The sequence below is a fragment of the Achromobacter sp. SX5 genome (assembly GCF_056711425.1).
This window is the reverse complement of record NZ_CM160041.1, coordinates 3,730,131-3,757,035: the sequence shown is the minus strand read 5'-3', so window position 1 is coordinate 3,757,035 and position 26,905 is coordinate 3,730,131. Positions and strand designations below refer to the sequence as shown.

26 protein-coding genes and 1 pseudogene are annotated in these 26,905 nt (G+C 67.2%); 9 read left to right on the top strand and 18 right to left on the bottom strand.

What is annotated here, in order from left to right:
- Positions 1-49 precede the first annotated feature (49 nt).
- Both AC1M14_RS17650 and AC1M14_RS17645 read right to left on the bottom strand, forming a co-directional pair.
- A complete protein-coding gene (locus AC1M14_RS17650) occupies positions 50-376 on the bottom strand; it encodes a helix-turn-helix domain-containing protein (RefSeq protein WP_111827248.1) in 327 nt (108 codons plus the stop codon).
- Positions 360-614, bottom strand: coding sequence for a type II toxin-antitoxin system RelE family toxin (locus tag AC1M14_RS17645; protein ID WP_102771715.1), 255 nt, complete (start codon positions 612-614; stop codon positions 360-362). The genes AC1M14_RS17650 and AC1M14_RS17645 overlap by 17 nt, the downstream gene beginning before the upstream one ends.
- Positions 615-1,062: 448 nt before the next feature.
- On the opposite strand from AC1M14_RS17645, the gene AC1M14_RS17640 reads away from it, so the two are divergent.
- Complete coding sequence (locus tag AC1M14_RS17640) at positions 1,063-3,384, top strand: molybdopterin-dependent oxidoreductase (RefSeq protein ID WP_479730179.1); 2,322 nt, start codon at positions 1,063-1,065, stop codon at positions 3,382-3,384.
- Positions 3,385-3,443: 59 nt separating this feature from the next.
- Here the strand turns inward: AC1M14_RS17640 and AC1M14_RS17635 are convergent, their stop codons facing one another.
- The 4 genes from AC1M14_RS17635 to AC1M14_RS17620 all read right to left on the bottom strand — a co-directional run bounded on the left by AC1M14_RS17635 (position 3,444) and on the right by AC1M14_RS17620 (position 7,427).
- Positions 3,444-4,427: a tripartite tricarboxylate transporter substrate binding protein gene (locus AC1M14_RS17635; protein ID WP_209164780.1), complete on the bottom strand. Its 984-nt coding sequence runs from the start codon at positions 4,425-4,427 to the stop codon at positions 3,444-3,446.
- A gap of 89 nt (positions 4,428-4,516) precedes the next feature.
- Positions 4,517-5,296, bottom strand: a complete 780-nt coding sequence (locus AC1M14_RS17630; protein WP_479730178.1) for an SDR family oxidoreductase — start codon at positions 5,294-5,296, stop codon at positions 4,517-4,519.
- 25 nt (positions 5,297-5,321) lie between these two features.
- A complete protein-coding gene (locus AC1M14_RS17625; RefSeq protein ID WP_479730177.1) occupies positions 5,322-6,257 on the bottom strand; it encodes a 4-hydroxy-tetrahydrodipicolinate synthase family protein in 936 nt (311 codons plus the stop codon).
- A 210-nt stretch (positions 6,258-6,467) separates the two neighbouring features.
- The gene (locus AC1M14_RS17620; RefSeq protein ID WP_102771710.1) at positions 6,468-7,427 is read right to left on the bottom strand and encodes a LysR family transcriptional regulator; all 960 of its coding nucleotides are present in this window, start codon (positions 7,425-7,427) and stop codon (positions 6,468-6,470) included.
- A gap of 132 nt (positions 7,428-7,559) precedes the next feature.
- Here AC1M14_RS17620 and AC1M14_RS17615 point away from each other — a divergent pair, with 132 nt between their 5' ends.
- Positions 7,560-8,018, top strand: coding sequence for an Lrp/AsnC family transcriptional regulator (locus AC1M14_RS17615; RefSeq protein ID WP_102771709.1), 459 nt, complete (start codon positions 7,560-7,562; stop codon positions 8,016-8,018).
- Positions 8,019-8,030: 12 nt separating this feature from the next.
- Here AC1M14_RS17615 and AC1M14_RS17610 read toward each other — a convergent pair whose 3' ends face one another.
- Positions 8,031-10,718 (bottom strand): winged helix-turn-helix domain-containing protein, encoded by a 2,688-nt coding sequence (locus AC1M14_RS17610; protein ID WP_479730176.1) that lies wholly within the window; start codon positions 10,716-10,718, stop codon positions 8,031-8,033.
- Between the two features lie 285 nt (positions 10,719-11,003).
- Here AC1M14_RS17610 and AC1M14_RS17605 point away from each other — a divergent pair, with 285 nt between their 5' ends.
- Complete coding sequence (locus tag AC1M14_RS17605; RefSeq protein ID WP_102771707.1) at positions 11,004-12,113, top strand: 2,5-dihydroxypyridine 5,6-dioxygenase NicX family protein; 1,110 nt, start codon at positions 11,004-11,006, stop codon at positions 12,111-12,113.
- Between the two features lie 62 nt (positions 12,114-12,175).
- Here the strand turns inward: AC1M14_RS17605 and AC1M14_RS17600 are convergent, their stop codons facing one another.
- Positions 12,176-13,642, bottom strand: coding sequence for an aldehyde dehydrogenase family protein (locus tag AC1M14_RS17600; protein WP_479730175.1), 1,467 nt, complete (start codon positions 13,640-13,642; stop codon positions 12,176-12,178).
- A gap of 219 nt (positions 13,643-13,861) precedes the next feature.
- Between AC1M14_RS17600 and AC1M14_RS17595 the strand changes: the two genes are divergently transcribed.
- Positions 13,862-15,484: a carboxylesterase/lipase family protein gene (locus AC1M14_RS17595; RefSeq protein ID WP_479730174.1), complete on the top strand. Its 1,623-nt coding sequence runs from the start codon at positions 13,862-13,864 to the stop codon at positions 15,482-15,484.
- Between the two features lie 11 nt (positions 15,485-15,495).
- Positions 15,496-16,230 (top strand): alpha/beta fold hydrolase, encoded by a 735-nt coding sequence (locus AC1M14_RS17590; RefSeq protein WP_479730173.1) that lies wholly within the window; start codon positions 15,496-15,498, stop codon positions 16,228-16,230.
- A 9-nt stretch (positions 16,231-16,239) separates the two neighbouring features.
- Here the strand turns inward: AC1M14_RS17590 and AC1M14_RS17585 are convergent, their stop codons facing one another.
- Both AC1M14_RS17585 and AC1M14_RS17580 read right to left on the bottom strand, forming a co-directional pair.
- Positions 16,240-16,926: an alpha/beta hydrolase gene (locus AC1M14_RS17585; RefSeq protein WP_102771704.1), complete on the bottom strand. Its 687-nt coding sequence runs from the start codon at positions 16,924-16,926 to the stop codon at positions 16,240-16,242.
- Positions 16,927-17,036: 110 nt separating this feature from the next.
- The gene (locus tag AC1M14_RS17580) at positions 17,037-17,903 is read right to left on the bottom strand and encodes a helix-turn-helix domain-containing protein (RefSeq protein WP_479730172.1); all 867 of its coding nucleotides are present in this window, start codon (positions 17,901-17,903) and stop codon (positions 17,037-17,039) included.
- A gap of 225 nt (positions 17,904-18,128) precedes the next feature.
- On the opposite strand from AC1M14_RS17580, the gene AC1M14_RS17575 reads away from it, so the two are divergent.
- From AC1M14_RS17575 to AC1M14_RS17560, 4 genes are all read left to right on the top strand, one after another.
- Positions 18,129-18,404, top strand: coding sequence for a hypothetical protein (locus AC1M14_RS17575; protein ID WP_146748022.1), 276 nt, complete (start codon positions 18,129-18,131; stop codon positions 18,402-18,404).
- A 326-nt stretch (positions 18,405-18,730) separates the two neighbouring features.
- A complete protein-coding gene (locus tag AC1M14_RS17570) occupies positions 18,731-19,033 on the top strand; it encodes a hypothetical protein (RefSeq protein ID WP_479730171.1) in 303 nt (100 codons plus the stop codon).
- A gap of 348 nt (positions 19,034-19,381) precedes the next feature.
- The gene (locus AC1M14_RS17565) at positions 19,382-19,648 is read left to right on the top strand and encodes a hypothetical protein (RefSeq protein ID WP_111827260.1); all 267 of its coding nucleotides are present in this window, start codon (positions 19,382-19,384) and stop codon (positions 19,646-19,648) included.
- A complete protein-coding gene (locus AC1M14_RS17560; protein WP_479730170.1) occupies positions 19,645-20,601 on the top strand; it encodes a hypothetical protein in 957 nt (318 codons plus the stop codon). Before AC1M14_RS17565 ends, AC1M14_RS17560 begins: the two co-directional genes overlap by 4 nt.
- Here the strand turns inward: AC1M14_RS17560 and AC1M14_RS17555 are convergent.
- The 8 genes and pseudogenes from AC1M14_RS17555 to AC1M14_RS17520 form a co-directional block, all read right to left on the bottom strand.
- Positions 20,575-20,814, bottom strand: a complete 240-nt coding sequence (locus AC1M14_RS17555) for a helix-turn-helix transcriptional regulator (RefSeq protein WP_479730169.1) — start codon at positions 20,812-20,814, stop codon at positions 20,575-20,577. The genes AC1M14_RS17560 and AC1M14_RS17555 overlap by 27 nt on opposite strands.
- Positions 20,814-21,617, bottom strand: coding sequence for a hypothetical protein (locus AC1M14_RS17550; protein ID WP_479730168.1), 804 nt, complete (start codon positions 21,615-21,617; stop codon positions 20,814-20,816). Before AC1M14_RS17550 ends, AC1M14_RS17555 begins: the two co-directional genes overlap by 1 nt.
- Positions 21,610-22,413 carry a hypothetical protein gene (locus AC1M14_RS17545; RefSeq protein WP_479730167.1) on the bottom strand — a complete coding sequence of 268 codons (804 nt, stop codon included), beginning with the start codon at positions 22,411-22,413 and terminating at the stop codon, positions 21,610-21,612. Before AC1M14_RS17545 ends, AC1M14_RS17550 begins: the two co-directional genes overlap by 8 nt.
- Positions 22,410-22,775 carry a hypothetical protein gene (locus AC1M14_RS17540; RefSeq protein ID WP_479730166.1) on the bottom strand — a complete coding sequence of 122 codons (366 nt, stop codon included), beginning with the start codon at positions 22,773-22,775 and terminating at the stop codon, positions 22,410-22,412. Before AC1M14_RS17540 ends, AC1M14_RS17545 begins: the two co-directional genes overlap by 4 nt.
- Positions 22,772-24,553: an AAA family ATPase gene (locus AC1M14_RS17535; protein WP_479730165.1), complete on the bottom strand. Its 1,782-nt coding sequence runs from the start codon at positions 24,551-24,553 to the stop codon at positions 22,772-22,774. The genes AC1M14_RS17540 and AC1M14_RS17535 overlap by 4 nt, the downstream gene beginning before the upstream one ends.
- A 9-nt stretch (positions 24,554-24,562) precedes the next feature.
- Positions 24,563-24,718: a DNA translocase FtsK gene (locus tag AC1M14_RS17530; RefSeq protein ID WP_479731818.1), complete on the bottom strand. Its 156-nt coding sequence runs from the start codon at positions 24,716-24,718 to the stop codon at positions 24,563-24,565.
- An 84-nt stretch (positions 24,719-24,802) separates the two neighbouring features.
- Positions 24,803-25,699: pseudogene (locus AC1M14_RS17525) on the bottom strand (recombination-associated protein RdgC); the annotation flags it as partial.
- Positions 25,700-25,708: 9 nt separating this feature from the next.
- Complete coding sequence (locus AC1M14_RS17520; RefSeq protein WP_479730164.1) at positions 25,709-26,878, bottom strand: hypothetical protein; 1,170 nt, start codon at positions 26,876-26,878, stop codon at positions 25,709-25,711.
- Between the last annotated feature and the right edge of the window lie 27 nt (positions 26,879-26,905).

Here is a 26,905-nt window from a genome sequence, read left to right as displayed (position 1 = left end):
AATCAGGTGCCTACAGCCGCCAGCAATGGCGGCTGTTTCTTTTTCGGCGTCAGAAGTCCAGCTGCGCGGCCTCGATGCGCAGCGCCGCTGCGATTCTTTCGCGGCTGCTCTTGCGCAGCCGGTTGCTGTTCTCCTGCTGGGCATAGGCGGACTGGCTGATGCCCAACCGCCCGGCCATGTCGTCCTGGGTCAGGCCCAGGTGTTCGCGCCAGGCGCGCACCGGCGTGGCGCCCTCCACGGTACGGCAGATCACTTCGTGGGGAATCAGATCCTTTTCCGAGTTGCGAGAGGCCACGTACTCTGCGTACGGAATGACAACGTAGGCGGGCTGTCCGTCAGGGCCGTTGATGATCTGGATGTTAGTAGGTACGTTCATCGCGTTTTCTCACTTCCTGGATTTCGACGATCCTGATTGCCCCGTCCCAATTGAACATCACGCGGTAGTTTCCAACGCGCAGGCGGTAGCCGTACAGATGAGTCGTCAAGGCCCTGACGTTCCGGCACGCCGGCATTGCCTTCAGCGTCTCCACGCCATCTCGAATCGTTGCTTGTTGTTGACGACCCAGCTTGCGCAATTGCCTGGCCGCTTTCAGAGTCCAGTGAATCGAATTCATCGATAAACCATTATAAGAAAAAAATAAGTTTTCTATGGAAATAGAAGTTTTTGGAGGTCGAGAATCCTGCTGCCTGGGATGCGGTCTGTGTCGGACGACACCGGCATCCCAGTGCCGCCGCAATCTTGGCTAATGGCAGGTGCGTCCACAATTGGGGCTACACGCAACTGCGGGACCCGACATATCGGGCAGCGCGGCTGCCGTCCACGGCGGTTTCAGCGCCGATCACACTCGGCGGCAGCCTGATGCACCTGCCGGTTTGCAATGTAAATTTCGTTCCCGAGTACGGTCTGCCACAGAGAAATTTATTTCTTTGTTCCGCCGGCCCGCCTGGCGAATGGGAAAAAAATTCACCGCCCGCCTTGATAGCATGGATGAATAACCGATATCCCCAAGCGGCCCGGTTTTCGCGGCTGCGCGGACCCCGGGGCTACAACCTGGTCGAATCATGACTGAACAGATCCGCCGCTATCCCTCGCTCTCCCACTGGGGCGCCTATACCGCGGTCGTCGAAGGCGGCCGCCTGATCGCGTGCGAGCCCTTCGAGCGCGACAGCGCGCCTTCGGGCATTCTGCGGTCCATGCCCGCCATGGTGCATTCGCCGCTGCGCGTGGATCGTCCGGCGGTGCGCAAGGGCTGGCTGCGCGACCGGCACCTGTCCGACGGCGGCGAACGCGGACGCGACGGCTATGTCGAGGTCGGCTGGGACGAGGCGCTGGCACTGGTGCATTCGGAACTCCAGCGAGTGCGCGCCGAGCACGGCAGCGAGGCGATTTTCGGCGGCTCGTACGGCTGGTCTTCGGCCGGCCGGCTGCATCACGCGCGCACCCAGACGCACCGGTTCCTGAACGCCGGTGGCGGCTGCACCAACCAGGCCGGAAACTACAGCTGGGGCACGGCGCAGTTTCTGCTGCCGCACGTGATAGGCAGCTACACGCCGGTGACCGGCCGCGTGACGGACTGGAACAGCGTGGCCGGGCACACGCGCCTGCTGATCGCCTTCGGCGGCATGCCATTGCGCAATACCCAGATCACCTCGGGCGGGGCGGGGGACCATCCGGCGGGCGGGCAGATTACGCGGGCCAGGGCGGCGGGCGTGGAGTTCGTGGTCATCAGCCCGACCCGCGGCGACGTGCCGCCCGGTTCGCAGGCGCGCTGGATTCCGATACGGCCCAACACGGATACGGCCTTGATGCTGGCGATGATGCAGGCGCTGATCGCCGACGGCATCCAGGACGAGGCTTTCCTGCAGACCCATTGCGTGGGGTATGCGGCCTTGCGCGATTACCTCATGGGCGAGGCCGACGGCAGGCCCAAGACGCCGGAGTGGGCGCAGGCGATCTGCGACGTGCCTGCCGCCACGATCCGCGAACTGGCGCGCCAGGCGCGCCAGACGCGCTCGCTGCTGACCTGCGCATGGTCGCTGCAGCGCGCCCATCATGGCGAGCAGCCGTATTGGGCGTGCGTGGCGCTGGCCGCCGCGCTGGGGCATGTGGGGCTGCCGGGCGGCGGCTTCGCCTTCGGCCATGCCTCCATGAACGGGGTGGGCAATCCGCGCATGGAGCTGGCCGGGCCGGCGATGGGTTCGGGACGCAATCCCACCGGCTCGGCGATACCGGTGGCGCGCTTCACCGACATGCTGCTGCAGCCGGGCCAGACCTACGAATTCAACGGGCGCGAGAGCGTCTATCCGGATATCAGGATGGTGTACTGGGCGGGCGGCAATCCGTTCCATCACCAGCAGGACCTCAATCGCCTCGAACGGGCATGGCGCCGGCCGCAGACCATCGTGGCGCACGAGATCTGGTGGACGCCGATGGCGCGCCGTTCGGACATCGTGCTGCCGGCCACGACCACGCTGGAGAGAAACGATATCGGCGGCTCGACGCGCGACCGCTACGTGTTCGCCATGCACCAGGCGCTGGCGCCGGTGGGATCGAGCCGCAACGATTTCGATATCTACAGGGAACTGGCCGCGCTGGGCGGATATGAGCAGGCCTTCACCGAAGGCCGCGACGAGATGGCGTGGGTGCGGCACATCTATGAATCCATGGCGCAGGAATGGCGCGACCGCGGCCACGCCGCGCCCGGGTTCGAGGCGTTCTGGCGCCGGAGTTATGCGGAGATTCCCGAGCCTGCCCGGCCCTTCGTGCTGTTCGAGGAATTCCGGCGCGATCCCCAGGCCAATCCGCTGCGCACGCCGTCCGGCCGCATCGAACTGTATTCGGAGAAGATCGCCGGCTTCGGCTATGCGGATTGCCCGCCGCATCCCGCGTGGCTGGCGCCGGCGGAATGGCTGGGCGCTTCCGAGGCCGCCCGCTGGCCGCTGCATCTGCTGACGCCGCAGCCGGCGGGCAAGCTGCATTCGCAGATGGACGGGGGCCGCGCATCGGTGGAGCTCAAGATCCAGGGCCGCGAAGCCCTACGCATCTCGCCGGCGGACGCCGCCAGCCGGGGCATAGGCCAGCATGACCTGGTCAAGGTCTACAACGAGCGCGGCGCATGTCTGGCGGTCGCGCTCATCGATGCCGATCTCAAGCCCGGCGTGGTGGTCCTGCCCACGGGCGCGTGGTTCGATCCTGCCGGCGAGGAGCTGGAGCTGCACGGCAATCCCAACGTGCTGACGATGGACGCGGGCACGTCGCGGCTGACGCAGGGCAGCAGCGCCCAGTCCGCGCTGGTGGAAGTGGCGCGCTGGCATGAGGCCGCGCCGGCGGTTCGCGCGCTGGCGCTGCCGGCCATCGACAGGCTGGATGGCGGCCGCGCCTGAATGGCCGAAACAACAAGGGCAGCGTTCGCACGCTGCCCTTCGGCCCGCTTGAGCGCGCTTTATTCCGCGGTGATGTGCGCCTGTTCGATGATGGTGCTGTAGCGCGCCGTTTCCGCCTGGATGTACTGCGCGAAGTCCGCGCCGTTGCGGTACGCGCTTTCGAATCCGAGGCCGCTGAGCTGTTCTTTCATGCTGGCCGAGGTCATGACCTTCTGCGTGGCGGCGTCCAGCTTCTTCTGGATCGCGTCCGGCAGTTTGGCCGGCGCCCACAAGCCGTACCAGGAATAGAACTCGAAATTCTTCAGGCCCGCTTCCTGCATGGTCGGCACGTCCGGCAGCAGCGGGCTGCGCTTGGCGCCGGTGACCGCCAGAGCGCGTATCTTGTCGGTCTTGACCATGGGCAGCGAAGACAGCATGGGGTCGATGAGCCCGTGCACCTGGCCGCCGATCAGGTCGGTCAGGGCCGGGCCGCCGCCGCGGTACAGCACGATGGGGATGTCCAGGCTGGACAGGCCGGCCTCATACGCGAACTGCGCGATGGCGAGGTGGCCGGCGGAGCCGAAGCCGGTGGTCGCGAAGCTGTATTTGCCGGGATCGGCCTTCAGGACCTTGACGAATTCCTGCACGGTCCTGGCCGGCACGTTGTTGTTCACGCTGAATATCAAGGCGCCCTGGGCCAGTCCGCTGATGGGGGTGAAATCCTTCACCGCGTCGAAGGCCATCTTCTTCTTGTAGAGCAGCGGATTGATGTTGTGGATCGAGGCGTTCAGGTACAGCGTGTAGCCGTCCGGGGTCGAGCGCGCGACCACGCCCGCGCCCACCATGCCGGACGCGCCAGCGCGGTTGTCGATGATGACCGACTGCTTCAGTTCCTCGCCGAGCTTGACGGCGAACATGCGGGCCAGGCTGTCGACGGAGCCGCCGGGCGGGTGCGGCACCACGATGGTGACCGGCCGGTCGGGATAGGCGGCGTCGGCGTTCGCCTGGGCCTGTGCCGAGCCCAGCAGCGCCAGGCCGCTGACGGCCATCGCAATGCCTTTCATGCAGCTTCGGCGTGTACGGAAAGAGGGTTTACGCATAGCGGTCTCGCTGAAATTGATAAGCACGGAACCCCGGGGCGGGCCTGCGGCGGTCAGTAGGTGCCCGGATAGGCGCCGCCGTCTATGAGGATGTTCTGGCCGCAGATGTAGCCGGACTGGGCGGCGCAGATATACGCGCACAGCGCGCCCATTTCTTCCGGTTCACCGTAGCGTCCGGCCGGGTTGTTCGATCCGCGTTCGGCCCAGAGCTGGTCGAAGGTCTTGCCGCCCGGCTCCAGCATGCCTTCGATGTGATGCCGCTGGGCGTCGGTGGCGAATACGCCGGGCAGCAGATTGTTGATGGTGACGTTGTAGCGCACCGTCTGCCGCGCCAGGCCCGCGACGAAGCCCACCAGGCAGGAGCGCGCGCCGTTGGACAGGCCCAGCTCCAGCTGCGGCGTCTTGACGCTGCGCGAGACGATGTTGACGATGCGGCCGTAGCGCCGTTGCATCATCCCGTCCACCACGCGCCGGATCATGTCGATCGGACCGAGCGCCATGGAATCCAGGGCCTTGCGCCAGTCGTCCTGGGTCCACAGGCGGAAGTCGCCGGGCGGCGCGCCGTCCGCGTTGTTCACCAGGATGTCGGGCGCGGGGCAGGCCGAGAGCGCCGCCTCCCGTCCGGCATCCGTGGTGAGGTCGGCGACCGCGAATCGGACCGGGGTTCCGGTGGCCTGCGCGATCTCGCGCGCCGCCTGGGCCAGCGTGCTTTCCGTGCGCGCGGCGATGGTCACGTCGACGCCTTCGCTGGCCAACTGCTGGGCGCAGGCGCGGCCCATTCCCTTGCTGCCGCCGAAGACTAGCGCGTGGCGGCCTCGAATCCCCAAATCCATTGCTTTGGCTCCTGGTGTCGCCCGCTCAGGCGGCCTTCAGTTCCGGCGAGTTCCAGCCGTACTTTTCGTGCAGTCCCAGCTCCTTGATGACGCGCAGGCCCTTGAGCAGCGGCTCGCCTTCCAGGCCGCGCAGCGGCTTGCGCAGTTCGCCGGCCGGCAGGCCGACGGCCTTCATCAGCGACTTGATGGCCACGGGATTGATCGCCGAGTACGAGTAGTGCAGCAGTTGCAGGTTGTCCAGATAGGCCTCGCGGAAGCTGGTGCTGACTTCGGGCTTGGTCCAGGGGCGCGAAATCCTGGCCAGCTCGGCCGGCGCGATGTTGCCGGTCATGTTGGCCGTGCCGTGGCCGCCCAGGCTCATGGTCGGCACGACCAGGCCCAGGTTGGGCGAGTCGCAGCACATCACCGACACGTCGGGCGCGCCGCGCAGCACCTGCGCCACCTGGCCCACGCGGGTCGTGGATTCCTTGTGCACGACGTAGTTGGGGTGCTTGAAGATGCGCAGCAGCTGGTCCCAGTGCAGGTCGCTCTTGACGCGCGGCGGGTTGTTGTAGATGCCCAGCGGCAGGTCGGTGGCGTCGGCCACTTCGAGGAAGTAGCTTTCGATGTCCGCTTCCGAGGCGCAGATGTAGGCGGGCGCGGCCAGGATGGCGCCGTCGGCCCCGTTGGCCCGGGCGAAGCGCAGATAGTCCTTGGTCGCCTCGGTGTTGTTGCCGGTGCAGCCGTAGAAGAGCTTCATCTTGCCGGTCTTCATCTTGGCGGTCTCGACGATGATCTCCTGGCGCTCCTGCGGCGACAGCATGGAGACTTCGCCGGTCGAGCCCATGATGAGCACGGCGCTGGTGCCGTTGTCTTCCTGGAACTTCAGCAGTTCGCGAAAGGCCGGGTAGTCGGGGCTGCCGTCCTTGTTGAACGGGGTAATCAGGGCGACGAACGACCCTTCGATCTTCATTTTGCTCATTTCCATATCCTCGGGTGACGGTGTGGCGGTGATGGATCAAGCCGGGCAGGCGGCCTGTGTGTGGGAGGGGGCGACCGCCGGGGATGTAATGAAGTCTATGGGGACGGCTGGTGAAAACTTTTCGATTATTTGCCGCTTCCGGGGGCAAAAAGAGAAAAAAAATCACCGCAGGCGTGTCCAGCTGACGTGGGCCGCGCCGCGGGCCTGAGGTCAGGCCGCCGCGCGGCGCGCGGCGCGCCTGGGCCGGGGTGTCTTGACGGCGCTCCAGCGGTTCGCGCGTTCTTCGACGGTGGTGGGGAATATTTCCTGGCACAGCTTGTGCAGCGTGCGGACGAAGGGGTTCGACTTCAGGAACATGGCTTCGCCGAAGTAGATCGGAATCCGCGGCGCGTTGGGCAGCGCCACGCAGTTCAGGTGGCTGTCCGACTCGTCTATGCACCAGGTGGGCAGCAGCGCGAAGCCCAGCCCTTCCTCGACGCAGCGTTTCACGCTCATGCTGGTCGAGGTCGATACCGAGATCCGGGGCGGTTCGTTGCCCACCGACAGGTAGTCGAGCGCGATGTTGCGCAAGAGCTGGCCGGGCTCGTAGGTCACCAGCGGGCGGTCCTGCGCCCACTGCGGCACCGCCGTCTCGTCGGCCGGAGCAGGCCAGCCCAAGGGAAACACGAGCGCGGGCTGATAGTCGCAGATCACGCGCTGCGGGATCACGGTGTCGCCGAAATAGCGCTCGCTCAGGCAGACGTCCAGCGAGCCGTTGCGGATCAGCTCCGGCAGCGACACGTCTTTTTCATAGCCGACGATCTCGACGGCGGGGTACTTCTTGCGGAATTTCGCCAGCACCGGCGGCAACAGGTGGAAGAAGATCGCTTGCGGCATGCCGATGCGCACGACCGGGCGCTGCTTGTCGATCAGGCTGCCCAGGCGGGTCAGCATCACGTCGAATTCCGGGGCCAGCAGGCGATAGAGGCTGGTGCCGCGCGCGGTGAGCTTGATGGACTTGGCGCCGCGCCGGGCCACCACCAGCTTCTCGCCCACGCGCTGTTCCAGGCGGCGGATGTGATTGGCCACCGATTGGTAGGTGATGTTGAGCCTGCGCGCCGCCGCCGAGTAGGTGCCTTCCTGCGCCACGAAGAAAAAGGTCTGCGTCAGCGTGATGTCCACCTCTTTCATGGCGCCTCCGGCCGGCCGGACCCGACGGGTCAAATACAAATTTGCTTGTAGGTTAGAGTCAATGAATTGTATCGCTGCGATCCAGACCGGTCTATAAGATGGACCTTCAAGAGCAGGAAGCAGGTCAAGGCAATGGACAAGAAGGATCGATGCATACTCGCGCTGCTGCAGGCGGATGCGCGCCTGTCGAACAATGAAATCGCCGAGCGGGTGCATCTCTCGCCGACCGCGTGCTGGAAACGCATCCAGCAGCTGCAGCGCTCGGGCCTGATCCGGCGCCAGGTCTGCCTGCTGGACAACCACAAGGTCGGGCTGGGCGTGACGGTGTTCGTGTCGATCAAGACGAACCGCCACGATCTCAACTGGCTGGAGAAATTCGCGCTCGGCGTCAAGGACATGCCCGAAGTGATGGAGTTCTACCGCATGACCGGCGAGACCGACTATCTGCTGAAGGTGGTGGTGCCCGATATCGCCGGGTTCGACCTGGTCTACAAGAAGCTGATCCAGGTGGCGGAGCTGTTCGATGTCAGTTCCAGCTTTGCGATGGAAGAACTCAAATACACCACGGCCTTGCCGCTGGATTATCTCTGAACGCGGCGGCGCTCAGCCGACCAGCCCCAGCGCGCGGGCGGCGTCGATGGCCTGGCGGCGGCCGCGCACGCCCAGCTTGTCGAATATGCGCTGCATGTACCACTTCACCGTGCCTTCGGTGATGCCCAGGCGCAGCCCGACGAAGCGGCCGGTAATGCCCTGGCTCACCAGCGCCAGGATCTCCAGTTCCCGGTTGTTCAACGGACTGCTGCGCGCCGGGTCCAGCCTTTGCGGAATGTCGATCTCCGCAGGGTCGGCATGGCCGCCCATCTGGCTCAGCAAGACCCGCGTGTAGATCTTGTCCTCGACCGCCAAGGGGCCGTCGGTTTCGTAAAGCCTGAGCAGCAGGGTGCGGGCCGGCGCGCCCTCGTCTATCCAGGTGCGCACGAAGCCGAACCTGGCGCTGAGCCTGACGGCCGGCGCCAGCAGGCGCATCGCCGCGCCGGTATCGCGCGCCAGCCATTTGCCGCGCGCCGCCAGTATCGCGAACAGCACCGCCTGGCGGTGGCATTTGCGCGTCATGCAGTGCTCCATCCAGCGCTGCATGGCCGTGGCCGCGCTGCGGGACTGCCCCGAGGCCAGCGCGATGCGGCCCCACGTCATCGCCATGTTGGCCTCGCGCAGCGTCGCGCCTTCGGCCGGCAGGCGCGGCGCATCCGGCCGCAGGCCCAGGCGCGCGCCGATGTCGCGCGCCTGGTCGATGCCGCCGGCGGCCAGCAGCTGGCGCACGCGCTCGACCTCGAAGGCCTGCGCGATGTGCGGCAGCGCATAGCTGGCGGCGAAGTCCATGCCTTGCTCCAGGATAGCCAGGGCCTGCTCGGCCGAGCCGCTGGCGGCGGCGAGCCGGCTGCGCGTCATGAAATAGGCGACGATGTACTCGATCAGGCCGCCGGGCTGGCCGGCCTCGGGCGTTGCGTCGATCAGCTGCCGCGCCCGGTCGAGCGCGTTGCGTTCGTAATGCACGTGGGCCGTCAGGACGGCGGGCATGGCCAGCACGCCGGCGGGCGCGCCGACCAGGCTGCCGGACTGCGCCGCGGCCTGCGTATAGGCCTGCAGCGCCTCGTCGATCTCGCCGCGGCTTTCGTGGGTGAGGCCGAGTATGCAGTTGTGCCAGACCATCGCGTTGTGCAGTCCGCTGCCCTGGTACAGGTCCAGCGCCTTTCCCGAAGCGGCCGCCAGCCCGGGGTTGTCCATCTGCAGCGCGCGCACGAACATCAGCACGCTGTAGGCCGTGCCGCTGATGAAAGGCTCGGCGCAGGGATAGCGCGCAAGCCACTGCTCGCATAGCCGGGCGGCGTCCACGCTGTCGCCGCAATGGAAAGCCAGCACCATGCGCCGGTGCAGCAGCAGTTCGCCGAAATCGGAGCCGGGGTCGGCGCGGGCCGTCATGTGGGCCTGCGCCAGTTCGAGCAGATGGTGGGCCTGCGCGAAATTCCAGCGCATCGTTTCCATCCAGGCCCGTTCCAGCGCCAGGCGGGGAAACGCGCTCAGCGCGGCCGGCGGTAACGCGCGCGCGGCCGTCTGGAATGCGCTGTGGTTGCCCACATAGGCCAGCGTATTGCTGGTGGCCTCCAGGGTCTGCGCGATGAAAGGCATGTCTTCCGTGGCGCGGGCCAGCGCCAGCGCTTCCTCGGCGCAGCCGTGCTCGCGGAACCACAGGCTGGCGCTGCGGCGCAGCGTCGCGCACTCGTCCGGATATTCCACTTCCAGCCGCTGTTGCAGGAATTCCTGGAAGAGCGGGTGGTAGCGGAACCAGCGGTCTTCGCCTTCCAGGCGCGCCAGGAACAGGCCGGCCTGGACCAGCACGTCCAGCATCCGGGCGCTGCGCGCGTGTCCCAGCAGCGCATCGCAGTTGCGCGCGCACAGCCGGTCCAGGATCGACGTCTTGAGCAGGAATTCGCGCACCTCATCGGGCTGCTCGTCGAGCACGTGATGCAGCAGGTAGCCGCCGATCTCCGGATTGCCGCCGCGGTGGCGCTGCGCCGCGGCGCGGTAATCGCCGGTCTGCGCCAGCGCCGTGCGCGCCAGTTGCAGGCCCATGGCCCAGCCTTCCGTGGCCCGCAGCAGCGCGGCCGCTTGCGCAGGTTCCAGCCGGCATGGCGCGCAGTCGCGGAAATAGGCATCGGCCTCGCCGGCGTCGAAGGCCAGCTCGGCCGCGCCGATGACGGCCAGGCGGTTCTCGGCGCGCAGGCGCCACAGGGGCAGGCGCCGCGCATCGCGCGCCGACAGCACGAAACGCATGGTGGGCGGGGCATAGCGGACCAGCGCCTCCAGGAAATCGGGCAGGCCGCTGGCGGCATGGTGCACGTCGTCCAGAAACAGCGTCAGCGGCGCATCGATGGCGGCCAGCTCGGCGAGCGCGGTGTCCGGGTAAATGCCCGCGTCGGCGCCTGCCAGCCCGAAGAATCGCCGCCCCGCGCCGGGACAGGCCTGGCGCGCAGCCGCCATCAGGTAGCGCAGGAAGTCCACCGGCGCGGCGTCGTGCCGGTCGCAGCTGACCCATCCGATCCGTTCTCCCTGCGCCGCCAGTTGCGCGTATGCCTGGCTCATCAGCGTGGTCTTGCCGTAGCCGGCGGGGGCGCAGATGAGCACGGCGCGCGGGCCGGCGCCGGTCAGCGCGCGGACCAGCCGCGGGCGCGCCAGCCAGGGGCCGGCCTGGGCGGCCGGCGCGAGCTTGGTCGGGATCAGCGTGGGTTGCATGGTGGGCGTAGAAGGGTGCGGATGTAACGGTGCCGGGCTCTCGTACCTTATCCGATACGCCGCGGCGCCTGAACCCCGGCTGGCTTGGGGATAACCCGTTGCCGGCCCGGTACTGATCGAATCGGATAGGCGCGGGCGAGGCCGGCCTATCTGATCCGGGGGGTGTGCCGGCGCGCGCCGGTGCGTAGTCTCGAATCGCCCGGCACGCCGCCTGCGGGCCGGGCCGTGCGGGGCAGCCGGCCGGGAAACGTCCGGCCCGTCATTCATACAAACCGTGAGGCAGACATGAGAAATGGAGCAGTACGCGCGCAAGAGCTGAACAACGCCCGTATCCCGTCGCTGTTCAAAAAACAGCTGGAGAAATGCAAGGTCAAGGCCGGTGAAACCGTGGTGGTGCTGAGCGACCTCACCGTGCGCGACGACTACATCAATGCGGCCATCGTCGCGTCCGAGGAACTCGGCGCGGACGCTTACGAGATCCGCCTGGGCGCGGTGCCTAGCTGGGTGCGCATGGGGGTGGACATCATCAGCCGATGCAAGGGCGCCATGGACGCCCTGTGCAAGGCCGACGTGATCGTGCTGTTCCACATCCCCATCTGGGCCGAATGGATGCAAAGGGTGGTCAAGGCCGGCGGACGCATCCTGTTGATCCACGATTCGCCGGACGACCTGGAGGAACTGATGGCGCCGGAAGGCCTGAAGGAGGCCGTGCAGTATTCCGACAACATCCTCAAGAAGGCGCGAGAAGGCCACATGACCCGCAAGGACGGAACCGATCTGCGCTGGAAGGGCGGCCAGTACGGCACCATGGCCTTGTGGGGCGCGGCGGACGACAAAGGCCACTGGGACCTGTGGGGCGGCGGCTTCGTGCAGATGTTCCCCAACGACGGCAGCGCCAACGGCCGGGTGATCCTGCAGCCGGGCGACATCATCATCCTGCCGTATTGCCGCTACGTGTCCGATGCGGTCGATATGCAGATCAAGGACGGCATCATCACGTCCATCGATGGGGGGCTGGACGCCAAGCTGATCAAGGATTGGCTGGAAGACAACCAGACCTCGCCGGACGACACCGATCCGTTCGCCGTCTCGCACCTGGGCTGGGGCCTCAATCCGCAGGCGCGCTGGTACTGGAGCGGCCTGTACGGCGACGTGCCCGAGCGCAATCGGGCCAACGCGCGCGTGATCGCGGGCAACTTCCTGTTCTCGACCGGGCCGAACACCCTGGGCGGAGGCACGCGTGAAACCATGGGCCACTGCGATATCCCGATGCGGGACTGCACCCTCACCATCGACGGCAAGCTGATTCTCGATGAGGGCCGTCTCGTCGACCCCAAGATGATCGTCCCGCGCGAAATCCGCAGTCAGGAGCCGGCGCCGTCGCTGCGCAGGTAAGCGGGCACCGCAGGCCAGCGGCGAGCCGTTGGCCTGCTTTCGCGCAACATCGTCGGCGCGTATCACAGATACCAGGGAGCCGGCACCTCCGTCGACAGGGCGACCGTTTTCAGGTGGCTGTACATGTGCAGCGTTTCGCGGCAGACCTCGCGGCCGATGCCGCTGTCCTTGTTGCCGCCGAACGGCGCGCCGCTCATCAGGTTGGCGTACTGGTTGATCCAGACCGAGCCCACGTCGAGCGCCTTCGCGGTGCGCAGGGCGTGCTTCAGGTTGCTGGTGTAGATGCCGGCGGCCAGGCCGTAGCGCACGTCGTTGGCCTCGTGGATCATGCGGTCGAAGTCGTTCCAGCGGATCACCGACAGGACCGGCCCGAAGATCTCTTCCTGCGCGATGCGCATGTCGTTGGTCGCCTCGAACAGCGTGGGCGCGATGAAATAGCCATGCCCGTGCTCCGGCACCTCCACCCGCCGCCCGCCGGCCAGCAGCCGGGCGCCCTCGCGGCGGCCGACGTCGATGTAGTCCAGCACGCGCTGGCCCTGCTTGGCCGAAACCAGGCAACCGAGCTGGGTGTCGGCGGCCACGGGCGATCCGACCCGCAGCTGCGAGAATCCCGCGGCCAGCTTGTCGACGAAGGTCGCGTAGATGTCGTCGTGCACGAACAGGCGGGTGCCGGCCAGGCACGACTGTCCGTTGCAGAACGTCGCCGCGAAAGCGGCATTGTCGACCACGGCGTCCAGGTCCTCGATGTCCGGAAACACGATGTTCGGGCTCTTGCCGCCCAGTTCCAGCGACACCGGCACCAGGCGCTGCGCGCCCGCCGTGGCGACCACGCGGCCGATTTCGCTGCTGCCGGTGAAGGCGATCTTGGCGATATGCGGATGCGCGGTCAGCGCCGCGCCGGCTTCCTCGCCGAAACCCGGCACCACGTTGACCACGCCGGGCGGGAAGATATCGGCCAGCTTCTGCGCCAGCACCAGCGTGGACAGCGACGCGTTCTCGTCGGGCTTGAGCACTACCGTGTTGCCGGCGGCCAGGGCGGGCGCCAGCTTGAAGGCCGTCATGATGGCCGGCACGTTCCACGGAATGATCTGGCCGCACACTCCGATGGGCTCGCGCATGGCGATGAAATGCCCGTTCGGCGTGGGGCCGCCGAAGTCTTCCATCGTGACCACGGCCGCCGCGAAATAGCGGTACTGGCTGATGGCGAACTGGTGATCCATGCGCGTCTCGGCGAGACGGCGGCCGATGTCGCGCGCGTCGATTTCGGCCAGCCTGTCGATGTCGGCGGCGATGGCGTCGGCCAGCCGCAGCAGGCATTGCGCGCGTTCGGCCGCGGGCGTGGCGCGCCAGCCGGGCAGGGCCTCGCGCGCCGCGCGCGCCGCGGCGTCGATCTCGTCGGCGCCGCAGCGCGCGATCTTCGCCAGATGCGCGCCGGTGGCGGGATCGATCGCGTCGAACCAGGCGTCCGAGCGCGCCTGGAAGCTGCCGCCGATCAACGGCAGGTAGCGCTCGTCGAGCTGCATAGTCATGTGAATCTCCGTACTGGATGAAGGGAGGAAATCGCCCGGCCGCGCCGCGACCGGTTGCGGCGGCCAACTTGACATCCCGCCCCGGGCGCGTCACCCCGCCGATTCGATAGGCCGCGTGCCGCCTATCCATCGAGGCAGGTGCCTTGCGCCATGCCGGACGCTACTGTCGACGGCTACAGGGCCGCCGGCGTCCGGCGCCCGCCAGGGCAGGGGAGAACCATGAACACACATGCCGACGGCGCGCGAACCCGCGTGCAGGACACGCCCTCGGGCAGGCTGGCCGGGCGTCGCGCCGGCGGCGTCGACCGTTTCCTGAACATTCCTTATGCCGAGCCGCCCACCGGCGCCGGCCGCTTCCGCTCGCCGCGGCCCGAGCGGCCCTGGGCCGGCGTGCGCGAGGCGGGGCTGGCCGGCGCGGCGCCGCCGCAGACCGTCGCGGGCATCGTCAACTGGATCTATCCGGTGCCCGAGCGCACCGACGAGGATTGCCTGGGCATCAACGTCTGGACGCCCGAAGGGGCCGGCGCCAATGACGGCGGCCGCAAGCGTCCGGTCCTGCTGTGGCTGTACGGCGGCGCTTTCGTCACGGGCAGCAACGGGCTGCCGCTGGCCGACGGCGCGCGGCTGGCGGCCGAGGGCGATATCGTCGTGGTCGCGCCCAACTACCGGCTCGGCATGCTGGGCTTCGCCGCCCATCCCGCCCTGCGCGATCCGCTGACGGGCGCGCAGGCGAACTGGGGGCTGCAGGACCAGGCCCGCGCGCTCGAATGGGTGCATGCCAACATCGAGGCGTTCGGCGGCGATCCCGACCACATCACGGTCATGGGCCAGTCGGCGGGCGCCGTCAGCGCCTGCCTGCTGGCGCAGCATCCGGACACGGCCCCGCGCTTCGCCCGGCTCGTGCTGGCCAGCGTGCCGCATATCGCGCCTCCCGACGTGGCCACGGCCGAGGATCTTGCCGTGTACGTGGAAGACCTGGCCGCGCATTTCGGCACGACCGTGCCGGGGCTGCGGCATCTGTCCGCGCGCGACCTGACGCAGGGCGAGGCGGCCTTTTTCGCGGGCTACGAGGTGCGCACGCGCACCGGCCACGGACGCCGCTGGCCCGCGCTGGACGGCAGCGTCGTGGCCGCCTGGCCCGGCGCCCGCGCGCTGGCCGACAAGCCCATGCTCATCGGCAATACGCGTACCGAAAGCAGCTTTACGCTGGACCTGTACGACCCGCTGCAGGACGGCCAGCTGACGCCGCCGCTTCCGGACGGCAAGGCCGCGCTGCATGCCGCCGTGGACCGGCTGCTGCGCCTGCGGTTCGCGGGCGGCGCGCCGCGCATCGACGCGGCGCAGTTGCTGGCCGCCTTCGACCCGCAGGGCCGCGCGGCGCGTTCGCCCGGCGAGGTGCTGATCGCGCTCCAGAGCGACGCCGCGTACCGCTATCCGACCTGGCGCATCGCGCAGGCGGCCGCCGCCGCGGGCAACGGCTCGGTCTACTACTACGAGTTCGCCCAGCCCCTGGCCGCGCCGGCCCGGGGCACGCCGCACAATGCCGACGTGCCGTTCTGGTTCGGCACGCACGGCCATCCGTTCTACCGGCCGAAGCTGGGCGCGGGGGCGCAGGTGGAACGCCTGTCGCTGGCGATGCGGACCATGCTCATCAACTTCGTGCGCGCGGGCGAGCCGTCCGGCGCGGGCCTGCCCGCCTGGCCGGCGCTGCCGCCGGCGCCCGGCCTGGCCGCGCCGCGCATCATGCGCTTCGGCGCGAACGCGGACGGCGAATGCGCCAGCGTCGGCGAGATGCCGGATGTCGAACGCTTCGAGGCGCTGGCGCCGCTGCAGACCTTCTGACTGGAGTCACCATGAACGACAGCTACACCTTCGTGCTGATTCACGGCGCCTGGCACGACGGCGGCCTGTGGGCGCCGGTGGCCGAGCATCTGCGGCTGGCCGGGCACCGCGTGCACACGCCCACCGTCGCCGGACACGGCGCCCATGCCGACAGGCAGGTATCGCACGCCGACGGCGTGCGCTCCATCGTGGACTACCTCCGCCAGCACGAGCTGCGCGACATCGTGCTGGTGGGGCACAGCTTCGGCGGAAGCGTCGTCTCCCGCGTCGCCGAAGAAGTGCCGCAGCGCCTGCGCCGGCTGGTCTACTGGAACGCCTTCGTGCTGCGCGACGGCGAGAGCATCGCCGACGTCTCGCCGCCGGCCTACAACCGCATGATGGATGAAATCGCCGCGCGCAGCCCGGACAACACCGTGACGCTGCCGTTCCACGTCTGGCGCGACAGTTTCATCGGCGACGCCGGCCTGGCCGTGGCCCGGCATACCTACGGCCTGCTCAGTCCGGAGCCGTATCGCATGCTGACCGACAAGGTGCCGTTGAAGACCTTCGAGCAGCTGGAGGTGCCTAGGACTTACTTGAACGCGCAGGCCGACGTGGCCATGCCGCCCGGCCGGTACGCCTGGTTTCCGCGTTTCGCCGAGCGGCTTTTCCCGTGCCGGGTGGTGCACATGCCCGGCAGCCACCAGGTCATGTTCTCCGATCCGGCAGGCCTGGCCCGCAAGCTGTGGGAAGCGGGGCGCGACTGAAGCGGCGGGCTATGCCGACGCCGCCCTGTCGATCAGCGCGGCCACGTCCTCGGCTTTCGATGCCAGCGAGGCGTGGCTGGCTTCCAGCGTCACCACTTCGCGGGCGTCCAGCCGGCCGGACATCCAGACCTGGTTCTCGGGCGCGATCATGCGGTCCTGGCTGGACACCTGATACCAGGACGGCTTGTGCTTCCATGCCGGGTCGGAGACGTTATTGCCGAAGGTCGAGGCCAGCGGCGCCTTCTGGGTCACCGCCATCACCAGCGCCTCGTCGGCGGACAGGTCCTGGCAGAAGCTTTCATGGAATTTGTCGGCGCGCAGCCACAGATAGCCGTCGCTGTCGGGCGCCAGGTTGGGCGCGGCCGCCGGCAGATGCCGCTGCGTGATGCCGCCGGGACTTTCGCCGGCGTCCGGCGCGAAGGCGGCGATATAGACCAGCCCGGCCACGTTCGGCTGGTTGCCCGCCTCGGTGATGACGGCGCCGCCGTAAGAATGGCCCACCAGCAGCACGGGACCTGTCTGCTGCGCAATCATCTTGCGCGTGCGCTCGGCGTCGTCGGCCAGCGAGGTGAGCGGCATTTCGACCGCGTGCAGATCGCGGTAGCCCTTGCGCGAAAGCGCGAGTATGACCTTGCTCCAGTGGGCCGCGCCGCCCCAGAAGCCGTGGACAAGAATGATGGCGGGTTTGTCGTTCATGTTGCTCCTCCGGGATTCCGATAAGCGGTCTGCGGACAAACTGAAGACAGGCGGTTCAGTATCGGGCCAATTCTCCGGTTGCGGCAAGAAAAATGATCGCCGCCGGGGCGCTATCCCGCGCGCAGCCGCTTTCTCGCCTGGGACGGCGTCAAGCCCCACGCCTTGCGGATCGACGCCGACATGTGGCTGTGGTTGGCGAACCCGGCCAGCCGCGCCACTTCGCCCAGGGAGGAGCGGGTGGACTGCATCAGGTTCCTGGCCGCCATCAATCTCATCTGCAGGACATACTGGTGCGGAGGCAGCCCCGTGGTCTGCCTGAATGCCCGGGCGAAATGACTGGGCGAAAGATGGACGAGTTCCGCCATCGATTCCAGGGTCAGGCGTTGCGCGAGATTCGCCTGGATGTAGTCATTGATCATTTTCCATTTTCTTTGCGGCAATCCCCCGGTCGGCCGGCCGGCGCCATCGTGGGCGCGGGACGTGTAGCGGCGCAGCATATGCACCAGATACAGCGTGCAAAGCGCGTCCAGGCACTCTCCATGGCCGAGATCGGTGCTTTGCGCCTCGCGCAGCATGCTGCGCGAAATCTGATTGGCATACTCGTCCACATGCCCGATGCCCGGCGCCGCGAATTCCACGGCATTATCGAGTTCTTCTTTCCAGGCAAGCGATCGCAGGTGCTCGTCCGGCACGGCGATGAAAACGCACTCTTTGTATGCGCCCCACTGAGAGGAATAGTCCGAGCCCTGCGGGATTATCTCCAGGCATCCGGCGCGGGTGAAGCCGAATTCCGCTCGATCGGAATTCAACGCCAGCGCCCGCTGCGGCACCGGTGTCAGGAAATTCATGAAATAGTGGGAACTCGCGGTCGAGCGGTGTTCATTCGGATGAATCGAGGCGTGCACCAATGCGCCCCTGCCCAGCAAGTACGAAGGGCCCCAGGCCTGCGGAAATTCTTCCAGTATGTTTTTGTTCATGTGCAATATCTGAACGACGATAGCGACAGGCGTGAAACTACCGACTTCCGCCCAGTGGTGGACCATGAGCTTAATATGATCCGCAGGCGCGCTCAATCATCCAGCGTGCAAATTAACTCCATGAAACGCGATGCCTCCGAACCGCGATTCATGGCAGTTGGAGGTATCGAAATACAGCATGGGTAAAGCCCCGTCCGCAATGGCTCGGTATTGCGGAACGGGGTAATGCGGCGCGTAGCGTTACTTCTTCGCGGTGCTGGCCGCTTGCGCCTGCTTGGCGTGGTGCTCGGCCTTCTGCTGGTGATGCTGCACCTGCTGATGGTGGTGCGCAGCCTGTTGATGATGATGCGCAGCCTGCTGGCTGTGATGGGCAGCCTGCTGCTGGTGGTGGCTTGCCAATTCATTGTGCGTGGCGGCCGGTTCCTGCGCAAACGCGCTACCGGCGGAGAAAGCTGCGATTACCGCAACGCTTGCAAAAAACTTGCGAACCATTTCAGATGACTCCTATTGACAGAGCAGAATGCTCGATTTTCATACCCTTGAACCGGGCGAATAAATAATACGGTAGGGTCTCGCGGCAATTTGCCCCGCCGTAAGGAGCGCATCGCAATTTCGATCGTTTTCTGCTAACTCGCCAATAAGTGTCAATACTGAAAAATAGCGGGCAATTATTATTTTATGCGTTCATCCGCCAAGCATTCTTCTTTTCCGGCGCACTGTCGAAATCATGCTGTTTGACGGATTCTTGAGCGGCCAGCATTGCGGACACATAGTTGTGTGACAATCGGCCCAGGTTCCAAGGGATACCCTGGATTCCCGACAAGCGCATGCGCAACGGCGCTGTCGCGGGTGAACCGTTCTTATTTTTTCAACGGAAAAAGGGAGAAATCAGAATGATGGCGTTGGCTTCGCGTATTAAATTGCTGCCGGGTTTCCTCGTCGCAGGCTCACTGCTTGCCGGATGCGCTGCGCTCGATGAGATGGAAGCCGAAAACTACAGGCGCAAATGCGATTCCCTCGGAATCGCCAGATCCAGCCCGGCGTACGACAACTGCATACTCCAGCAGCAGAAACTCGAAGAAGAAGGCATCCAGCACTCCATGGACCGGCAGTCGCGCAGCCACAAATAATCCATTCTGGAAGCAATGCGGCGGGGCGCCTGCCGGGGCGCCCCGTCTGTTTCCGGTCCCGGGGCCGGAAATGGAAGAGCGCCCCAGCTCATGGTGAGTCTGGAGCGCTCCTGCCCGGTTTCGCACGCGATGGGTGTCAGACAACCGGGCAATTCCAATCTACTGCCGCCCGGAGGGTCGGGCAATAGGGAAAACCCTTGAATATTAAAGGGTTACAACATCGTCCGGCGGGCGCTGCCGAGCCGTCAAGCCGCCGGTGACGCTTTTGCCCGCCTCGGCATCCGCGAATTGTCGCCTCCGGTCCGCAAACCGACACTGAAGCCTACTTTCACGTGCCGGAGAACGGATATGTCGGGATATCGAAAGCGTCAATTGGGCCAGGGCATGACCGAATACATCGTGGTCGTGGCCCTGGTCGCCGTGGCGGCGATTGCGGTGTACCAGTATTTCGGCCAGGTCGTGCGCTCGCAGACGGCGGCCATGGCGCGCGAGCTCGCCGGCGAAAACGGCGGCACGGAATCGCGCGCGGCGCGGCAGGCGGCGAAAAAAGCGGCTGCGCAGACCAAGGCGCGTTCCTTGAAGTCCTTTACCGGCAACGCCGCGGACGCCAAATGACCCGGCCCGGCCGCGCGCGTTTGCCTGGCCAGCAAGGCCAGGCCCTGGTGTTGGGGCTGCTGGTGGCGGGGTTGGGCGCGGCAGCTCTCGTGGCCCTGTACAACCTCGGGCAGACCGTGGAGGCGCGGGCCCGGCTCACGCACGCCGCCGACGCCGCGGCATACAGCGGCGCGCTGCAACAGGCGCGCACCCTCAATGCGCTGGCCTACGCCAACCGCACGCAGATCGCCCATCAGGTGGCGATGGCGCATCTGGTCACGCTGGCGGCCTCGGCCCGGTATGCCCGCAAGATGCAGGCGCAGCGCCTGCGCGCCAATCCGCCGGCCGGCCTGATCGCCATGCTGTTCGGCCCCGACATGGGGCTGGCCTATGGCGCGGCCCGGGCCGTGCCGGGGGCCGAAGAGCGGCTTGCCGACGCATTCGGCCGGCACGACCGCATCGTCCGGCAGGTGCTGGAGGCCGCGGCCGCCACGGCCGTGGCCGAGCTGCCCCGTTCCCGCGAGCGCATCATGCGCAAGGTGCTGTCCGCGAACTTTCCGCAGGCCGCCGCGGCGGATGCCGCGCCGGCCCTGTCGCTGCGCCTGCTGTCCGACGGCTGGCCGGGTTATGTCGAACGCCGACTGGCCACGCGCCGGTCCGGCCTGCGGCCGGCGGTCGAACAGGCCGTGGCGCGCTACGGTTTCCTCGACAGCCGTAGCGCCACGCGCCGCAATCCGTGGGTGGTCAGTCCGCGCTGCCCCTTGCATCGGCACGAACTGCGGCGCCGCGGGTTCACCTGGCTCGGCCCCGACGGACGCTGGGGCGCCCTCGACACCCAGTCCTACCACGCGCTGCGGTCGAACCGCTGGATCGGCTGCTATTACCGGGAATATCCGCCGAAAATAGAAGAGCCGCGACTGGCGCGGCTCTCGGGGGATGGGGGTGGTTTATTTGTTCCCTGGGGGTACATCTGAGGGTACAAACTGCTTTTCGGCCCAGCGACGGATATCATCGGGATTCCAGACCACAACCTGGGGGCTGATGAGCGTTCCCTTCGGGAAGCTGCCAGCCTTGATGCGCCGGTAAATCTCCGTCCTGGACAGGCCGACGGCGTGCGACACGTCGGCGATTCGATACAGCAACTTCGGCGCCGCGGCCGGTGCTTGGTGTTGGGCTGCGTGTGCCATCATTTCTCCTTCTTGTCGGTGTTGCCTTGGGCGCGGAACTCCACCACCCACACCCAGGGATTGGCCGCCCATGCCTCGGCGCCGTTGATCTGCTCCCACAGTGCGCGGAACATGGCGCGCGGCAGCGATTCGCCGGCCCGCAGGGGCATGCGCACATCTGCTGCGGAGGGGTTCAGGCCGACGCCCTCGGCCAGCGCGTCCATGTGGTTGATGGCCTGCAGGCGCTCGACGCGCATGCGCGCGACTTCCAGCACCAGGCGGCAGGCGGCGCGCGGCATGTGAATGCTCGGACGCCATTCGCGGTACCTACCTTCTGGCGACAGTTCACCGTCGGGCCCGTGCGGATCATCTAGGTAGTCGGCGCGGTAGAAAACAGGCGTGTGGTCCTGGTACGGGCCGAACGGGTGATTGGCGTGTTGCCAAGTTTCCCGCACCCAAAGCCGGTCTCCGGGCTGGCCGTAGGGGCAGCGCACGGCGCGCTCGTGCGGTGAGTTCTTGTAAACCATGTAGGCATGGCCGTCCTCGACCCGGGCGCACAACCACCCGTCGGGGTCGTTCTCAGGGCGGGAGAAGTACTCCAGCCCATTCGTCCGCCGCGTCTGGATCTTGTCGCCGGCCAGCACGGCGCGCACCATGGCGCCGTTGAACAGGATGGGGCGCTCGCGCGGCACCGACGCACAGCGCGTTTGATCCATTAATGGTGCATTGTTGGCCATATTGCTGTTTTTTTGAATCATTCCTTGGGTCAGGGAGGTGCGGGCGGACGCCACGCTGGAGCCGGTGCGCGGCATGGATTTATTCATAAACGGCACCTCCGTCCGTGTGCGCATTGCCGGTTTCGGCCAGGCGGCAAACGCACTGCTGGCGCGGCATGGGGGCCGGCGCGGCACGCGGCGTTGCCGGTTTGTCTGCCGGTTGCGCGGACAGGGCGACGCGAAAAATTTCGCCGACTCGCGAGCCCAACAGGTCGAACGCCGCGCAGTACCACTCGTCCCAGCTTTCATCATCTTCAGGCGTCAGGGCAGCGCAGTCATGGATTGCCGCCAAAACGCGGCTGCGCAAGTCGTCCATATCCGAGGCATCGCGCGCCGCCTCGCTGGACTGCGGCGCGGCATGACGGAATAGCTCATGGACTGTGAGCCCGAGGCGGCGCGCTTCGTCAGCGCGGGCTTTGTGGGACGTGAGTTCCGATCCCAGATGCGGATTCGGGATTTCCCACGCAACCGCCTCCCCGGCTACAGGGGCGCGTGCTTGTGATACCGCGCGTCGGCATTCGTCCATGCACTTGGCCCATCCTTCGGCGTAGCCATCCTCAAACAGTACCGGCGACTGCCCCTTACAAGCGGGCATAGTCGGCCACTGGATCGAGTTGGCGACAGGAGCGTTTACCGCCCGCGGCGCGGCGTCCACCGCGCCGTGGGCCAGTGTGCCGTGGGCCAGTGTGCCGGCCTGGCGCAGGTCGGCGTCCAGTCTGTCGATGACGTGCAGCGCTGTGCGCAGATCCTGCCGACCGACGCGGCAGGTATTCGGGTTCTCGCCGGCAGCGGGTGCGGCAAACGACGCCTCGCGCAGGCGCGCGATAGTGGTGTGAAAGCTCATGCTGCGAGTTCTCTCCAGGTGACAACGTTGCTTGCGGCATGGGTCAGGTGCGGCTGGGCGGCCGCGGCGCGCGCCGCGATGGTGCGCATGGCCAGGTCGAAGCGCACCGGCGGACGGACGATGGGCCGGTAGGGCGGCGGCGTGACGCCGGCGCGCCGGGCATCCAGGAAACGCAGCAGGAACGGATACAGCGCCTCGGGCGACGACGCCGGCGCCGTCCAGCCCATGCGCTCCGCGATCATTTCGGCCATCTGGTGGATGGTTGTGGACCGCGTCAGCGGCGCGCCAAGCAGGCGCAGCTGCTCGACGGTCATCCGGCGCGCCGTCTGCATTTCGCTGGAGTGGTAGCGAATGGTGCTCATGCGGCCTCCTTGAGCTTCGCCGGACCGGCGTGCCCTTGATCGATCCAGCAAACGGTGAATGCTTCGGACGGCGCGGCCGGCGCCGCCTTCAGCGTGCCCAGCAGCAGGATGGTGTCGAAGTTGCGCTCGTCGGCCAGGGCGTCGACCAGGCCCAGCGCATCGCCGCGGCCCGGCAGATCCAGGACGTCAAAGCGGTCCAGGATCAGGCAGCGCAGGCCTGAGATCTCGGCCAGCGCGGCGCCCACCAGCGCATCCACGCGCCAGCGCTCCGATTCCGACAGCAGGCGGTAGGGCCGCCCGCCCCAGGTGATGCCCATGTCGCCGCCGATGGCGGGCGCACGCCAGCCCGCCAGGTCGGCCAGATCGGCCAGCTTGGCGTTGAACGGCTGCAGGGCTTCGGCCAGGATCTCGCCCGGGATGCCGTCGGGCGACAGCGCGTCACCGATTGCCAGCCAGGCCAGCACCTCGGCGTGGTAGCCAGCGGCGCTGCTGGTGCGCTCCGCGGCGCTGGTGGCGGCCTGCTTGGCGTTCAGCAGCGCCTGCACGCGGTCGTCGATCGCCTTGCGCTCGGCGCGCAGCGCGGTGACTTTGGCGCGGGCGGCTTCCACGTCCGCCGGTTGGATCGCCTCGGGCGCGACCTCGTCCTGCAGTTGGGCAGCTGCCGCTTCGGCCGCGGCGATATCTCGGCGGTCGTTCTCGACGCTGCGCGCCATCAGGTCGCGGGCCTCGATGGCCTTGGGCAGGGCGGCGGATGCGTCGGCGTCGCCGACGGTACCGATCTTGCCGAATTGATGCTCGTACTGTGTGAGGGCAACCAACGACTTGCCGTGCAGATCCACCGAGAAATGATCGTCGGCCAGCGCGTTGAATGCTTCGCTCAAGCATTCCGCCAGCGCGTGCACAAGCCCCACGCGCGGCCCGGTGCCGGCCTTGGCCTCCAGTTCTTCCACGCGGGCGACCAGCTTGCTGTGCTCCTCCAGGTCGAATGCCAGTTTCTGGCGCAGCGCAGGCAGCTTTGCGGCCAGGGCCTGGCGGGCTGCATGCTGGTGCTGGCTGTTTGCGTAGGCGGTCGCCTTTTGCTCAAGGGCGCCCAGGGCCTTCGTATGCTGTTCCAGCTTGGCATCGACGCCGGCCAGCGTCGCGCGCTCGCCCACCAGGGCCGCTGCGTCGAACGGCGGGATTTCGGCGGACCAGCCTTCGGCCTTCTGGCTTCCCCACTGTTCGCCGGTGGCGGCCTTCCATGCGCCCTTGGCCTGGGTGGCCTCCTGCTTGGCGTGCTCCGCTCCGGCGGCGAAGCCGCTGCGCAAGATCGGCTTGATCTGCGTCACCAGTGCGGCGTCGCAGCCGCGCGCCAGCAGGCGTCGTTCGATATCGTCGGGCTTGACCTTCACGCCCGTCAGGCTGAACAGCAGGGTGCGGCGGTCGTCCGGCTTGGCCGCGGCGAAGCGATCGGGCGCGAGGACGAAGGGCAGGGCGGGAGACTGCGGCACCAGCGCCTCGCCAGATTGGGCGCCCTTGGGCAGGCTGATCCCCACGGTGCCAACGCCCAGGTCCAGGCTCACGGCGCTCAGCTTCGTTCCCTCGGTAACCAGGGCGCCTAATTCCTTCTTGAGGCCGACACGCTCGGGCGTGCCCAGGAAGGCCAGGCGCACGGCCTCGGCGATGCTGGATTTGCCGGCGCCGTTCGGTCCGGCGACGAACGCCACCGGCGTGAGCAGATCCAGGTCCACGGCGCGCGCTCCCTGGAAGTTCTCGATGGTGATGCGGTTGATTCGCATGGCGGCTCCTTACGCGCGCAGCTCGCGGCTGCCGTTGGACTGCATGGGCGTCACCAGGCCGGCCAGCTCCATGGATTCCAGGAGGTGGGCGGCGCGGTTGTAGCCAATGCGCAGATGGCGCTGGATGAGGGAAATGGACGGGCGGCGGTGCTGGCGCACCACCATGACGGCCTCGGTGTACAGCGGGTCGGTTTCGCCGACGTCGTCGTGCTCGAGCGGCAGTTCGCCGGTGGCCTGCGGCGCATGGTCGGCCAGCTGCTCGCCGCCCAGGGCGTAGACGAGCTCGGCCAGCAGCTTGGCGATTTCGCCGGCCATCAGCAGGAACTCAGCGTCGAATAGCTCGGCGCCTGTGTCCTTGGGGGCCTGCTTCTCGCGCAGCACGTCCAGCGGCCGAATCTTGCGGATGTCCAGGTCCTCGGTCAGCTCGAACGAGATGCGGTCGGCCCAGGTCATGGCCAGGCGGGTGCACTGCTTGCCGGCCTCGATGTGGCGGCGCACGTCGTCGGCGTCGATCGAGTGGTGGACGTAGCGGATGACCGCGCCGCTGCCACCCGAAGCGCGCAGTTCGGCGTCCTGGTCGATGCTGAAGTTGGCCGGCGCTTCGTCCTCGGCCAGCCAGCCGGTCATTGCTCTGGCCGGCGATTGGGCGACGTAGAGGTGCTCGACCGGGAACGGGTCGATGCTCTTGGCCAGCAGGCCGATCGCGGTGTCCGCTTTCGCCGGCGTGCTGGTGTCGACGATCAGCCAGCGCTCAACGGGGTCGATCCACAGGCGGATATCGTCGTACTGTGTCAGCGCCGTGGGCAGCTTCTCTTCGATGATGCGCTCGCGGATCTCCTTCATCTGCTTCTTGCCGGGCTTGTAACCTTGCTGCTCTTCGATCTCGCGGGCCCGGGCCGCAGCGGCCTGGTTGATGGCCTTGCCGGGCAGCAGCTTGGATTCGCTGCGCACCGTCAGCATCAGCTTGCCGCCCACGGCGTGGGCGAGGGCGGCGCCCTCGCGCGGCGGCACCCAGCCGACGGACTGGAGCTGCAGCTGGCCCGCCGGCACGTAGGCATGCTCGGCGAGGGCGTCGTTCAGGGCGTCCAGATCCCAGAAGGCCTGAATGGACGTCAGCCGGTAAATCTTGGCGTTCTTGAACATGATGGCGTCCCCTTATTCCGGCGCGACCATGCGGCGGCGGGTGTTGGCGGCGGGGCGCTGCTGGGCTTGCACCTCCTGCTGGCCCTGCAGCTCCTGCTGGGCGGGCTGCTGCGGACGCGTCATGGTGAGGCGCCGTTCCTGGTACACCTGGTGCAGGCGGGCGCGCTCACCCAGATCGGCCACGCCGTCGATGGAATCGGCGGCCAAGTCCAGCACGTCGAGCGACTTGGCGTTGAGGATCTGGTGCTCGACCTTGGCCGGGTCGAGGTCGGCATCGCCGCCCTGCTGGTCGGCCTGCTGCGCCTGAGAAGCAGGGGCGGCAGCTGCCGCGCCCTGCGCCGGGTTGCGGGCCTCGGCTTGCGCCTTCGCGGGCGCGGTGTCGGTGGTTGCGGCAGGCTCGCGCGCCTCCAGGTCCGTCGCATTGGCCTGCGCCGCCGCGGGCTGACGCTGTGCCGGCTGGGCGGCCTGGCGCAGCTCGTCCACGTTGACACTGATGGTGCCGTCGGGCGCGGTGGTGGCCTCGATGATGTCCTGGGCTTCCTCGACCGTCTGCAGGCCCATCAGCAGTTCGGGCGCGTAGAGCTTGCCGAAGAAGCTCGCGGTGCGGTATCGCAGCATGACCTCGTCCATGGTCTGCCACTTGCTGCCGTTCTTGGTGTACCAGCCTTCGAGGACGGCCATCTCGATCGACACGGCCGGCGACTCGATCACCTCGCCGGTTTCCTTCTCGATCGCCCAGGCCACGCATACCTTGTCGTTGATCTTGACCTTCTCGACCTTGGTGTGCCGCTGGTTGTTCTCCCAATAGGTCGACTTGTATTCGACCTCGCGTTCACCGCGGCTTTCGATGCGGAAACGCAGGGGCGAGAATCGGCCGCAGCCGTTGATCGCGGCAATGATCCACTGCGAGGACCAGGACGGCCGGCCCTCGACGATGTAGAGGTTCTGCATCACCATCAGCGGATCTGCGCCCATGCGCTGCGCCATGTTCAGCGCGACGACCGAATTAGCCAGCGCATTCGGGTTCTCGCGGCTTTCCTTGACGTTGCCGTAGCGGTCCAGCTTCTCGATGGTCTGGCGATAGGCGACAGGCACCAGCGTGCTGCTGGATAGCAGACGGGCGGCGCGCTGCATCAGTTCGAAGCCCTGCAGGCTGTCGAAGCCGGGCGCCACAACGGGCATTTGCGGCTCCGGCACCGCGCGAAGGCT